The 12324-nt window shown below is 66.1% G+C and carries 10 protein-coding genes; 5 read left to right on the plus strand and 5 right to left on the minus strand.

Annotation, left to right across the window (positions count from 1 at the left end):
• Window position 1 precedes the first annotated feature (1 nt).
• Complete coding sequence (locus NAV27_RS10495; protein WP_180981445.1) at window positions 2–1576, minus strand: methyl-accepting chemotaxis protein; 1575 nt, start codon at window positions 1574–1576, stop codon at window positions 2–4.
• Window positions 1577–1969: 393 nt separating this feature from the next.
• Between NAV27_RS10495 and NAV27_RS10500 the strand changes: the two genes are divergently transcribed.
• A complete protein-coding gene (locus NAV27_RS10500) occupies window positions 1970–3301 on the plus strand; it encodes a hypothetical protein (protein ID WP_102829042.1) in 1332 nt (443 codons plus the stop codon).
• Window positions 3302–3307: 6 nt separating this feature from the next.
• On the opposite strand, the gene radC is transcribed toward NAV27_RS10500, so the two are convergent.
• A complete protein-coding gene (gene radC, locus NAV27_RS10505; RefSeq protein WP_102829043.1) occupies window positions 3308–3982 on the minus strand; it encodes a RadC family protein in 675 nt (224 codons plus the stop codon).
• A gap of 137 nt (window positions 3983–4119) precedes the next feature.
• Here radC and coaBC point away from each other — a divergent pair, with 137 nt between their 5' ends.
• Genes coaBC through argB form a run of 4 tightly spaced genes read left to right on the plus strand, consistent with a single transcriptional unit; the run spans window position 4120 to window position 9300 of the window.
• The gene (coaBC, locus tag NAV27_RS10510) at window positions 4120–5328 is read left to right on the plus strand and encodes a bifunctional phosphopantothenoylcysteine decarboxylase/phosphopantothenate--cysteine ligase CoaBC (protein ID WP_102829044.1); all 1209 of its coding nucleotides are present in this window, start codon (window positions 4120–4122) and stop codon (window positions 5326–5328) included.
• A gap of 1 nt (window position 5329) precedes the next feature.
• A complete protein-coding gene (gene dut, locus NAV27_RS10515) occupies window positions 5330–5785 on the plus strand; it encodes a dUTP diphosphatase (protein WP_102829045.1) in 456 nt (151 codons plus the stop codon).
• A 37-nt stretch (window positions 5786–5822) separates the two neighbouring features.
• Window positions 5823–8381 (plus strand): phosphomannomutase/phosphoglucomutase, encoded by a 2559-nt coding sequence (locus NAV27_RS19235; RefSeq protein WP_102829046.1) that lies wholly within the window; start codon window positions 5823–5825, stop codon window positions 8379–8381.
• A gap of 16 nt (window positions 8382–8397) precedes the next feature.
• Complete coding sequence (gene argB, locus NAV27_RS10525) at window positions 8398–9300, plus strand: acetylglutamate kinase (RefSeq protein ID WP_043297861.1); 903 nt, start codon at window positions 8398–8400, stop codon at window positions 9298–9300.
• A 60-nt stretch (window positions 9301–9360) separates the two neighbouring features.
• Here the strand turns inward: argB and NAV27_RS10530 are convergent, their stop codons facing one another.
• The 3 genes from NAV27_RS10530 to pyrE all read right to left on the minus strand — a co-directional run bounded on the left by NAV27_RS10530 (window position 9361) and on the right by pyrE (window position 12249).
• The gene (locus NAV27_RS10530; protein WP_102829047.1) at window positions 9361–10836 is read right to left on the minus strand and encodes a DUF3360 family protein; all 1476 of its coding nucleotides are present in this window, start codon (window positions 10834–10836) and stop codon (window positions 9361–9363) included.
• Window positions 10837–10999: 163 nt separating this feature from the next.
• Window positions 11000–11587, minus strand: a complete 588-nt coding sequence (locus NAV27_RS10535) for a DUF4124 domain-containing protein (protein WP_102829048.1) — start codon at window positions 11585–11587, stop codon at window positions 11000–11002.
• Between the two features lie 20 nt (window positions 11588–11607).
• Window positions 11608–12249 carry an orotate phosphoribosyltransferase gene (pyrE, locus tag NAV27_RS10540; protein WP_008568418.1) on the minus strand — a complete coding sequence of 214 codons (642 nt, stop codon included), beginning with the start codon at window positions 12247–12249 and terminating at the stop codon, window positions 11608–11610.
• Between the last annotated feature and the right edge of the window lie 75 nt (window positions 12250–12324).

Genomic DNA, 12324 nt, shown 5'->3' on the forward strand with positions numbered 1-12324 from the left:
GTCAGGCCTGCGCCTCCGGCCGATAGCCCAGGCGCAGCCCGCCCCAGTGACGCCCCTTGACCATGATCGGCACCGAGAGGTCGTGCATCAGTTCGCCGGTGTCGCGGCTGTAGGTCTGCAGCAGCACGCTGCGCTGGTGGCTGCCGCAGCGTCCGCCGGTACGGTCGTTGAACAGCCGCTTGCTGCGACTGCGGCTGCGGTCGATCTCGGGATTGCCCACCGGCGGATGATTGAAGGCGTTGTTGTGGGTCGGCACGTAGCCTTCCGGCGTGGTGGCGATGGCGTAGACGATCGCGTCGTGGCGCGCCAGCAGCGGCTCCTGGATCGCCGGTAGTACGCCATCGGCGTACTTATCGAAGCGGGTGTGGTACTTCAACGGATTGGTACCCGGCTGCGCCTGGTAGTTGCGGTCGAACAGGTCGTTGATGGCAATGCGCCCGGCGTCGATATCCGCCTCGAAGCGCGCCGCGATGTCCGCGGCCCCCTGGCGCGCGAGGTCGTAGATCGACTGGTGATAGTCGTCGAGCTGCACCTCGGCGAGGCGCTCGCTCGCGCTCTCGGCCTGCGCCACCAGGCGTTCGGCGGCCTGCTCCAGCTGACGGGTCTGCTGCTCGCTGTCCAGCGCATCGGCACGCAGCTGGTCGAGCGCGACGAACAACGCGGTCAGCCGTTCATGGTTGCTGGCCGTGCCGGAGGTGATCTCGGCGACCTGAGCTTCCACGCCGCCGGCCAGTTCAGTGATGCCGGTCAGCTGCTGGCCGGTACCGGCGATCTGCGCGGCGGCTTCGTCCAGTTCGCTGGCCTGCTGCTGGATATGGCTGACCACGGCGCCGCTCTGCTCGCGGATATCGGCGACCATGCGCCCGACTTCCTCGGTTGCGCTGGAGGTCCGCGCGGCGAGGTTGCGCACCTCGTCGGCCACCACGGCGAAGCCGCGCCCCGCCTCGCCGGCCCGGGCCGCTTCGATGGCGGCATTGAGCGCGAGCAGATTGGTCTGGCTGGCGATGGACTGGATCACGTCGGTGATCTGGCGGATTTCCTCGGTACGCGCCGACAGGCCGTCGATCAGCTCGCGGCTCGACTGGGTCTGCGCACTGAGCTGCTGCATGCGGGCGATAGCCTGCAGCAGTTCGGTCTGCCCGGCATCGCTGCTGCGCCGCACCGCCTGCGCTGCTTCCAGGGTATGGCGGGCGCGCTCGGCGCTGTCCTGGCCAGTGGCGGCCATCGCCTCGGCGCCATTGGCAATCTCGCTGACCGCCTGCAGCTGCGACTGCAGCCGGCCGGCCAGCTGCTCGGCGCTGAAGGCCACCTGGGCGGCCGACAACGCGTTGTGGCAGGTGTGCCGGGAGAGATTCTTGCTCAGCTCGGTGAAGGCCTGCGGTTCGGCCCCAGCCACACTGCTCGTCTCGCCGCCCGCACGCCAGACACCGAACCAGGGCGCCAGAGCCGCGCCCAGGATGAGCGCGGCCAGCAGCGGAAACGGCAGGGTGATTGCGTAGTGGAGCAGCAGCACGGCGCAGATGGCCAAGCCGTGCAGCAGGCAGGCGCGCGCGTTAAGGCGAGGGGTAGATCGCATGGACGGCCTCTGTTTGTTCTTGTCGATCGGCCAAGCGTTTTACCCATATTTCGCGACGAAAGTCAGTAGTGCCTTAGTAGCAAAGTGCCAACAGTCCGTTACGCCCGCGCATGCCACGAGGCGCGGCGCACGGGCCAACTGCCTATGGCGCTGCGGCCATGCCGTACCGCAGCCCTCGAACCGCCGATCGGAAAAATCGAGGGCGGCGCCCAGTGGTTCTGATGATGCAACGGTATTTCGCCTTGCAGAACAACGTTCTGCGCAATTGACCGCGCGTTCGGAGACTGACAGCCTGCCTTCTATATACGCCTCCTGTTCGCACGCCTGTTTCGCCCGCTCTCCGTGCACGCTTCGCCGGGCGAGTTTTTACCGATTATCGAGACGCACCGAACCATGACCGCGCTGCTGCCGCTGGCACTGTTCTGCGAACTGCTCGCACTGGCGACTCGGACGCGCCCGCTGAGTGTTGCCAGCGGGGTGCTGCTGAGTCTGTTCTTCGTCTGGCACTGGCGTTCGCTGATGCCTTACCCGCGCCGACTCGCCCTGGTCACGCTGGGTCTGCTCGGCTACTGGCTGCTGAGCGGCGCAGCCAGCTGGGAGCAGGGCCAGCGTCTGCTTGCGGCGGCCGCGTACTACGGTGCCTTCGTCGGCGCGCTGGGTTTGATGCATTGCCAGGCCGAGCGCCTGCGCCCGCTTGGCGAGCTGCATCGGCGGCTGCTGGCCGGATCGCCCGCGCTGCTGTATCCGAGCTATCTGCTGAGCACCCTGACGATCAGCTCGATCCTCAGCTTCGGCATGCTCACGCTGGTCTGCGGCTCGCTCGAGCGCCACCTGCAACACGGCGGCTACAGCGAGACGCAGCGCCGCGAAGGAAGACGTGGAGTAATGGTTACCGCGCTGCGCGGCTTCGCTCTGGTACCGCTGCTGGCACCGACCAGCGTCGCGGTGGCCATTCTCACGCGTGAACTGCCGGGACTGAGCTGGCAGGCGCTGCTGCCGTTCGGCCTGCTCGCCGCCCTGCTCCTGCTGCTGATCGGCTGGCCGCTGGAGAACCGTCGGCTGCGGCAGCTGCGTCGCACCGAGTCCGGCGAAACACCGGCACCACCGCAATCACTGCGGAGCCTGCTGCTCGGCAGCCTGCTGGGTATCGCGCTGATCGCCCTGCTGGCGGCTTTTACCCCGCTGTCCGCCACTCAGGCGGCGATGCTGCTGGTACCGCTGGCGGTGGTCGGCGTGCTGCGCGCACAGGGGGAAGGGTTCGGTGCGATTCATACCCAGGTGCGCGACACCCTGGCCGGCATGCGCAACGAGACCTTTATCTTTGCCTGTTCGGCCGTGCTCGGCGGGCTCGTCGCCGCACTGGTTCCGGTCGACGTGCTGGTCGTGTACGTCGGCACCTCGCCGCTGGCACTGTTCGGCCTCGGCAGTGCCGGCATGCTTGCGGTCATCGCACTGGCCCTGCTTGGCGTCGCACCGATCATTTCACTGAACCTGTGTGCCGCGCTGCTGGCGCAACTGGCCGCACAGGGCGTGGCCATCATGCAGCCGGCGGTAGCGCTGCTCGCCGGCTTCTCGCTGGCGATGTTGCTGTCGCCCTACGGCCCCTCGGCGCTGATGCTGGCGCGACATGCCGGGCTGTCGCCGTGGCACATCGCCTTCGGCTGGAACGGCCGCTTCGTGCTGCTGGCGCTCGGGCCGCTGCTGCTGGTGCCGCTGCTGGCGTAACGACGCTCACATCCAGCCCGCTTCGGCCATCGACAGCGGCTCGCCCTCGCCGACGATGAAGTGGTCGAGCACGCGCACGTCGATCAGTGCCAACGCTTCCTTTAAACGCTGGGTCAGCTGGCGATCGGCCTGACTCGGCTCAGCAACGCCGGAGGGATGATTGTGGGTAAGGATCACCGCCGCCGCATTCTGCGCCAGCGCGCGCTTGACCACCTGCCGCGGGTAAACGCTGGCGCCGTCGATGGTGCCGTGGAACAGCACTTCGAACGCCAGCACCCGGTGCTTGGCATCGAGAAACAGGCAGCCGAACAGCTCGTGCGGCTCGTGGCGCAGGCGCGCCTTGAGGTAATCGCGCACCGCTTGCGGCGACTCCAGCGCCGAATCCCGGCGCAGCCGCTCGGCCAGATGCCGGCGCGCCATCTCCAGCACGGCCTGCAACTGCGCGTACTTGGCGGGGCCCAGCCCCAGATGCGTGGTGAATTGATCGAGGTCGGCTTCGAGCAGCGCGCGCAGGCCGCCGAACTCGCCGAGCAGGTGGCGCGCCAGGTCTACCGCGCTTCGGCCGGCAACGCCGGTACGCAGGAAAATCGCCAGCAATTCGGCATCGGAAAGCGCCGCCGCACCCTGTTCCAGAAGCTTTTCCCGCGGCCGCTCCGCCGTCGGCCAGTCACGTATGCTCATGTCTCCTCCCTGTCGAGCAGGCCCGCTTCTCCGTCGCGGACGCTGTGCTATCTTAGCCCGTCATTTTTCCGGGGTGCCCGCGCGGCTCCGACGCAATTCTCACTCCGGCAATCCTCTACAAGAAACAAGGCAGGCCTATGCAGCGGCTGTATCGTAAACGCATCGTCCTGGGCGTCGGCGGCGGCATCGCCGCTTACAAAAGTGCCGAACTGGTGCGTCGTCTGCGCGACCACGGCGCTGAAGTACGAGTGGTGATGACCCAGGGCGGCCGCGAGTTCATCACGCCGCTGACCCTGCAGGCGCTCTCCGGTCACCCGGTCCATCTGGATCTGCTCGACCCCGCAGCCGAAGCGGCGATGGGCCATATCGAACTGGCGCGCTGGGCCGACCTGGTGCTGATCGCACCAGCGACTGCCGACCTCATGGCGCGCCTCGCCCAGGGCATCGCCAACGATCTGCTGACCACCCTGGTGCTGGCGACCAACGCCCCGGTCGCCCTGGCACCGGCGATGAATCAGGCGATGTGGGCCGACCCGGCGACCCAGGCCAACCGCCAACTGCTCGAACAGCGCGGCATTCGCCTGTTCGGCCCTGGCTCCGGCAGCCAGGCCTGCGGCGATGTCGGCATGGGCCGCATGCTCGAGGCCGAAGAGCTGGCCCAGGCTGCCGCCGATTGTTTCGAGAACGGCCGCCTGAGCGGTCTGCGCCTGCTGATCACCGCCGGACCGACCCAGGAAAACATCGACCCGGTGCGTTACATCACCAATCACAGCTCGGGCAAAATGGGCTTCGCCCTCGCCGAGGCGGCCGCCGAAGCCGGCGCGCAGGTCACGCTGGTCACCGGCCCGGTGTTCCTCCCGACGCCTGATCGCGTGCAGCGCATCGACGTGGTCAGCGCGCGCGACATGCTCGCTGCCTGCGAAGCGGCGATGCCCTGCGACCTGCTGATCGCCGCTGCCGCAGTGGCCGACTACCGCCCCGAGGTGGTAGCGCCGCACAAGCTGAAGAAAGACCCCACTACCGGCGACGGCCTGTTGCTGCAGATGGTGCGCAATCCGGACATCCTCGCCACCCTGGCGGCTCGCCCGGATCGCCCGTTCTGCGTCGGCTTCGCCGCCGAAACCGAGAACCTGCTCGACTACGCCATGCGCAAGCTGCGTGACAAGAATCTCGACCTCATCGTCGCCAACGACGTGGCCAACCCGAGCATCGGCTTCAACAGCGAAGAAAACGCGGTCAGCGTGATCGATCGCCAGCAGCACGTAACCCGCTTCGGCCAGGCCAGCAAGGGGCACATCGCCCGCGCGCTGGTGGCCTTCATCGCCGATCGCTACAGGCAGGCCTGACATGCACCAGCTACAAGCCAAGATTCTCGACCCCCGCCTGGGCCGGGACTTCCCGCTGCCCGACTACGCCACCTCCGGCTCGGCCGGCCTCGACCTGCGCGCGATGCTGCAGAGCGATACGGTGCTGCAGCCGGGCCAGACGCTGCTGATCCCGACCGGGCTGTCGATCCACATCGCCGACCCGGGACTCGCGGCGCTGGTTCTGCCGCGCTCGGGCCTGGGCCATAAGCACGGCATCGTGCTCGGCAATCTGGTCGGCCTGATCGACTCGGACTACCAGGGCGAGCTGATGGTCTCCTGCTGGAACCGTGGCCTGAGCGACTTCACCATCGCCGTCGGCGAGCGCATCGCGCAGCTGGTGCTGGTACCGGTGGTGCAGGCGCGCTTCGAGCTGGTCGAGCAGTTCGACAGCAGCGACCGCGGTGCCGGCGGCTTCGGACACTCCGGCAGCCATTGATCCAACGCCCCCCTTTCAGGATGAATCGAGGAGCCTCATGGCACTCTTCAAGCGTACCGCCAAGGAACCGGACCTGTTGACCCCGGCAAACGCCGACAACAAACGCCCCACCCGCGCTGCTCCCAATCTGCTGCTGAACGGGCTGCTCCCCGGCCTGCTCGGCCTGGGTGCCGCGGCCGCACTGCTGTGGTTCGGCCTCCAGGACGCCCAGCGTCAGCAACAGGCCGAGCTTGCCGTAGCCTGGGGGCAGAGCCAGGCCAGCGCGCTGCAACAGGCCGTGCGCCAGCTACAGGCCGATACCCAGGCCATCGCCGCCGACCCGCGACTGCTCGAGGCGCTGCGCAGCGAGCAAGCCGAACAGATCGCCGCTCTCGAGCAGACGTTGCGCCAGCAACCGGGTGTCGTCGATGCACATCTCAGCGCACGCGGCCGCGGCCGCCCGACGCCCGAACGTGCGGGGCCGATTAATTTTGCCGCACTGGACTTGCTGCAGCGCGCCGAGAGCGGGGACGCCCCGCCCGTCGAGGCCTTTCAGGTCGGCAAGCGCTGGCTGCTCTACAGCGCGGCGCCGTTGCGCGCCTCCGCCGAGCAGGCCGTCCAGGGCACACTGCTGCGCGTCATCGAGCTCGACCGCCTGCTCGCCACGTTGCCCCGCCTGCCGGCCGATGCCGGCCAGCTGCGTCTGACGCAGCAGTTCGACAACTCGCCCGAGAAGGTGCTGCTCCAGCAGGGTAGCGGCAACGGACCGCTGCTGCCGCTGGCCAGCGGCAATCCGCACTGGAAGCTCAGTTTCCAGCCCGCCACGACCGCGACCGGCGCCTCGCCGCTGATACTGCTGGGGGCTGCGCTGCTGGCGCTCTTAGGTCTGTTGCTCGGTCTGCAGTTCCTCGCCAGCGCCCAGCAGCGGCGCCTGCGTGACGACGTGCTGCAGATCAACCGCCTCGTGCAGGAACTCTCCAGCGGCCGGGCCATCCAACAACCGTCCCTGAGCCTGCCGGCGCTCGAAGCGCTGGCACGGAACATGGCCCGCCTGCCGCTTCGCCCCGTCGGACCGGCAGTCACGCAAGCCGCGGCGGCGCCTGCCGTCCGACCGACCAAGGAGTATGTCGATCCGCGCGTGCCGGATACCGACATTCTCGACATCGATATTCTCGACGAGGACCTGGACCTGTTCGGCCTCGACACCAAGGAGCGAGAAACCGCAATGAGCAGCGCCAAAGCCCCCAAACTGCCCGCCAGCATCTTTCGCGCCTACGACATCCGCGGCATTGTCGGCGACAGCCTGACCAACGAGACCGCCTACTGGATCGGCCGCGCCGTAGGCTCGCAGAGCCTCGCCCAGGGCGAGCCGAATGTCTCGGTCGGCCGCGACGGTCGTCTATCCGGCCCGGAGCTGGTCCAGCATCTGATCCAGGGCCTGGTCGACAGCGGCTGCACGGTCAGCGACATCGGCATGGTGCCGACGCCGGTGCTCTACTACGCGGCCAACATCCTCGCCGGCAAATCCGGCGTGATGCTCACCGGCAGCCACAATCCGCCGGATTACAACGGCTTCAAGATCGTTATCGCCGGCGACACCCTGGCCAACGAGCAGATCCAGGCGCTGCGCCAGCGCATTGAAACCGGCGACCTGAGTGAAGGCGTCGGCCGCGTCGAACCGGTCGACGTGCTGGAGCGCTACTTCGAGCAGATTCGCACCGACATCGCCATGGCCAAGCCGATGAAGGTGGTGGTCGACTGCGGCAATGGCGTCGCCGGGGTCATCGCCCCGCAACTGATCGAGGCGCTGGGCTGCAAGGTGATCCCGCTGTACTGCGAGGTCGACGGCAACTTCCCCAACCACCACCCGGACCCGGGCAAGCCAGAGAATCTGGTCGACCTGATCGCCAAGGTCAAAGCCGAGAAGGCGGACCTTGGCCTGGCGTTCGATGGCGACGGCGACCGCGTCGGCGTGGTGACCAATGCCGGCACCATGATCTATCCCGACCGTCTGCTGATGCTCTTCGCCAAGGACGTCGTGGCGCGCAACCCCGGCGCCGACATCATCTTCGACGTCAAGTGCACGCGCCGCCTGACACCGCTGATCAGCGGCTACGGTGGTCGCCCGGTGATGTGGAAAACCGGCCACTCGCTGATCAAGAAGAAGATGAAGGAATCCGGTGCACTGCTGGCCGGCGAGATGAGCGGCCACATCTTCTTCAAGGAGCGCTGGTTCGGCTTCGACGACGGTATCTACAGCGCCGCGCGCCTGCTGGAAATCCTCAGCCAGGACAAGCGCGATGCCGAGCAGGTGTTCGCCGCCTTCCCGAGCGACGTTTCCACGCCGGAAATCAACATCACGGTGACAGAAGAAAGCAAATTCACCATCATTGACGCCCTGCAACGGGATGCCCAGTGGGGCGAGGCCAACCTGATCACGCTCGACGGCGTACGGGTCGACTATCCCAAGGGCTGGGGCCTGATCCGCGCCTCCAACACCACACCGGTGCTGGTGCTGCGTTTCGAGGCCGACAGCGCGCAAGAGCTCGGCCGCATCCAGGACGTCTTCCGCGCGCAGCTGCACAACGTTGCACCCGACCTCAAACTGCCGTTCTGATTCTGCGGAGCCCTGCATGACCCTCAGCCGTGAAGCTGCCACCCAATTCGCCCAGGTCCTCTCCGAGGCGTTGCCGTACATTCGCCGCTTCGTCGGCAAGACGCTGGTGATCAAGTACGGCGGCAACGCGATGGAAAGCGAGGAGCTGAAGACCGGCTTCGCCCGCGACATCGTGCTGATGAAGGCGGTGGGCATCAACCCGGTGGTGGTGCACGGCGGTGGCCCGCAGATCGGCGACCTGCTCAAGCGGCTGAACATCGAGAGCCACTTCATCGACGGCATGCGGGTGACTGACAGCCAGACCATGGACGTGGTGGAGATGGTCCTCGGCGGCCAGGTCAACAAGAGCATCGTCAGCCTGATCAACCAGCATGGCGGCAGCGCCATCGGCCTGACCGGCAAGGACGCGGGGCTGATCCGCGCGAAGAAGCTCAAAGCCACCCGGCAGACGCCGGAGATGACCAAGCCGGAAATCATCGACATCGGCCATGTCGGCGAGGTCACCGGGGTCAACAGCGAACTGCTGGAAATGCTGGTCAAGGGCAACTTCATCCCGGTGATCGCGCCGATCGGCGTGGGCGACAATGGCGAGTCGTACAACATCAACGCCGACCTGGTCGCCGGCAAGGTGGCCGAGGCGCTGAAGGCCGAGAAGCTGATGCTGCTTACCAATATCGCCGGCCTGATGGACAAGCAAGGCAACGTGCTCACTGGCCTTTCGACCGCCCAGGTCGATGCGCTGATCGCCGACGGCACCATCTACGGCGGCATGCTGCCGAAGATCCGCTGCGCCCTCGAAGCGGTTCAGGGCGGCGTGACCAGCGCGCACATCATCGATGGGCGCGTGCCCAACGCGGTGCTACTGGAAATCTTCACCGACGTTGGTGTCGGTACGCTGATCACCAACAACCAGCGCTGAACACCGCGGTCGGACCAAAAAAAGGGGAGCCATCAGCTCCCCTTTTTCGTGCCCGCGCCGTCAGTGGTCGACGCGGAAGGACTCGAACATGGCCGGGATCCCCGGGAACATGCCGACACCCAGCATCACCGCGCAAAGCAGGATGAACACGATTGTCGGGATTACCCAGCGGTGCATATGGCTGAGGCTCTGGCCACGCTCCTTGTCGCCGATCAGCCCGAGATTGTCGAGCAGCACGGTCAGCGACCAGCCGAACACCGGGTTGACCAGTGCCGAGGAGAACACCACGATCGCCGCCGACTGCGAAGTCTTGCCCTCGCGGGTCATCTGCATGCCAGCCTCGAGCAGCGGCAGGTACACCCCGACCAGCAGAGCCACGGAAAGCACCGGTGGCCAGATCGCCAGATCCATCGGGTAGCCGAGGATCGCCGCCAGCACGCAGAGCAGGCCGGTCAGTACCGCACCCGCCGGAATCGGCCGCTTGGCGATCGCCGCCGGCACCATGTAGGTGCCCCAGGACGAGGCCAGGTTACCGCCACCCAAGGCCGTACCCACGGCCTGACGCGCGGCGGCGACGCACATGGTGTCGTCGATGTCCATCAGCACCTTGTCCGTGCGCGGAGGGTAGTTCAGCTGCTGGAACACACGGTGGCCGAGGAAGTCCGGCGACCACATCGCCACGGCCAACACCGCGAATGGCGCGACGGCGACGAAGTGATGCAGTTCTGGCAGGCCGAGCTGCCAGCCGCTGTTTTCACCCCACCAATACGCCGGGTTGAGGTTGGGAATGCCCGGCTCGGTGGAGAACTCGAATGGCGCGCCAAGAGCAAAGGCGATCACCGCCGCCAGCACCGAGCCCAGCGGAATTGCCAGCCAGCGCATGCGAATGTGCTCGAGGTAGGCGTACATGACGATGGTCGACAGCACCACCACGAAGGCGATGTAGCCCATGTCGAAGCCGTTAGCCCAGGCGAACAGTTTCTGGATCTGCGATGACACCCCGATGAAGCCCAGATACAGCAGCAAGCCGCCGCACACCCCGTCGCTGGTCAGCCGCGCCAGCAGACTGCCGCCACGTGCGACGCCGAGGGCGAAGCCGAGCAAGCCGACCATCAGGCCGAGCGCCATGGGATGGCCGCCCGAGGCCACGATCAGCGGGATCAGGGGGATCAGCGGACCATGGGTGCCCGCCAGGTTGGCGGTGGGATTGAGGAAACCGGAGAACAGCACGACGAAGAGGATCGCCGCGATCAGCATCTCGAAGCGCACGTTCTCGATGACGAACTCGTTGGACAGCCCCAACGGTCCGGCGAACGCCGCCACCACCGCAGCGACCATCACGATCTTACCGATGGTGGCGGCCATGGCCGGCACCCAATCCTCGACCTCGAAGCGGTAATCGCGGAATGGAAGGTTCGGACGCCAGCGTCGCGGCGCCATGATCTGCAGCTCATGTTCCAGATAGTCGCTGCGCGAGGCAAACGCGGACCGCGGTCTGTGACGCTCCCGATAACTGCTTAGGTCGCTATCTTTCATGCGATCATCTCACCGTCGAAAATTCGCGGCGAAAGGTACAGGCCCAGAGGCGATTACTCATCCATACCTTAAAAGCATTGATCCAGAGCGGCTTGTTTGTTAGCGCCCCGGGAATAGCTGCACGTGATCAAGATTGCGGCTGTGCCGAAAGTGGACAGACGGCTCAGCGATCGCCGAGCAGTTCGGCGACACGCTTGCGGTCACGCGCGAAGCTCGCGTCCGCCTCGACCTTGGCGCGCTGGTAACGCGCCTGGTCACGCTGCAGCCCCGACTGCTCCTTTTCGAGATTGGCGATCTGCGTCAGCAGATTCTGCGGAACTTCACGACCGGCGCGCTCGTGCTGGGCGGCTTGGGCCCGCAGCATTTCCTGCTGCGTGCGCAGCGATTGCAGATTGCTCTGAGTAATGCCGATGACGCTGTCGAGTTCCGCCAGCTTGCGCTTGCGCGCACGCTCCACATCGTCCGGGCTGGCATATAGACGCAGCAGCTGCACATCGGCCGCCGCGCGAGCCTTCTCCTGCCGCTGGCGCTGCATTTCCTCGGCCGTGGGCGCCGGCGGCACCACCCGGACGACCCGCCCCTGCTCGTTCAGCACCTCATAACCGCGGCCGATGTGCTGCGGCGGCACGCCATGCCGGTCAAGCACCACCACACCGCGCTCGTCGGTATAGCGATAAAGCTCGGCGGCGTCCGCCAGCGTCGCAGTCAGCAGTCCCAGCGCAACGAGCAAGCGAATTACCGGCTGGAGCATGGCGAGATACCTATCCCTGATCAGATTCCGTACTGCGCGCGATAGGCCTGCACCGCGGGCAGATGCTGTTTGAGCTGATTATCTTCTTCCAGATACTCGAGCACCTGCGACAACGACACAATACTGATCACTGGCATTGCGTAATCGCGCTCGACTTCCTGAATCGCCGACAGCTCACCCTGACCACGCTCCTGACGGTTGAGCGCGATCAACACGCCCGCCGCCTGGGCCTGCTGCCCCTGGATGATCTGCATGACCTCGCGGATCGCCGTGCCGGCGGTGATCACGTCATCGACGATCAGCACACGCCCCGCCAGCGGCGCACCAACCAGGGTGCCGCCTTCGCCGTGGTCCTTGGCTTCCTTGCGGTTGAAGCACCACGGCAGATCGCGCTCGTGCTGCTCGGCCAGCGCGATCGCCGTCGCGGCGGCAAGCGGAATGCCCTTGTAGGCCGGGCCGAAGATCACATCGAAATCGATGCCGCTTTCCATCACCGCCGCCGCATAGAAACGGCCCAGCTGAGCCAGCGCGCTGCCGCTGTTGAACAATCCGGCATTGAAGAAGTACGGACTGGTGCGGCCGGATTTTAAGGTGAATTCACCGAAGCGCAGAACACCGCGCTCGATGGCAAAACGAATGAACTCGCGCTGGTACGCCTGCATGAAGAAAATTCCCGAAAGCCACGGATTTAGCCAATTACAGAGAGCTTGGGTTATCATACACGGACGTGTTTTTAG

Origin of the sequence: Stutzerimonas degradans, from assembly GCF_024448505.1 — a bacterium.
Classification (GTDB): Bacteria; Pseudomonadota; Gammaproteobacteria; order Pseudomonadales; family Pseudomonadaceae; genus Stutzerimonas; species Stutzerimonas degradans.

Excerpts from the sequence above, each read along its gene's own strand:
- argB (WP_043297861.1), top strand. The coding sequence starts at position 8,398 with ATGACCCTCAGCCGTGAAGCTGCCACCCAATTCGCCCAGGTCCTCTCC.
- NAV27_RS19235 (WP_102829046.1), top strand. The coding sequence starts at position 5,823 with ATGGCACTCTTCAAGCGTACCGCCAAGGAACCGGACCTGTTGACCCCG.
- coaBC (WP_102829044.1), top strand. The coding sequence starts at position 4,120 with ATGCAGCGGCTGTATCGTAAACGCATCGTCCTGGGCGTCGGCGGCGGC.
- pyrE (WP_008568418.1), bottom strand. The coding sequence starts at position 12,249 with ATGCAGGCGTACCAGCGCGAGTTCATTCGTTTTGCCATCGAGCGCGGT.
- NAV27_RS10500 (WP_102829042.1), top strand. The coding sequence starts at position 1,970 with ATGACCGCGCTGCTGCCGCTGGCACTGTTCTGCGAACTGCTCGCACTG.
- NAV27_RS10495 (WP_180981445.1), bottom strand. The coding sequence starts at position 1,576 with ATGCGATCTACCCCTCGCCTTAACGCGCGCGCCTGCCTGCTGCACGGC.
- NAV27_RS10530 (WP_102829047.1), bottom strand. The coding sequence starts at position 10,836 with ATGAAAGATAGCGACCTAAGCAGTTATCGGGAGCGTCACAGACCGCGG.
- radC (WP_102829043.1), bottom strand. The coding sequence starts at position 3,982 with ATGAGCATACGTGACTGGCCGACGGCGGAGCGGCCGCGGGAAAAGCTT.
- NAV27_RS10535 (WP_102829048.1), bottom strand. The coding sequence starts at position 11,587 with ATGCTCCAGCCGGTAATTCGCTTGCTCGTTGCGCTGGGACTGCTGACT.
- dut (WP_102829045.1), top strand. The coding sequence starts at position 5,330 with ATGCACCAGCTACAAGCCAAGATTCTCGACCCCCGCCTGGGCCGGGAC.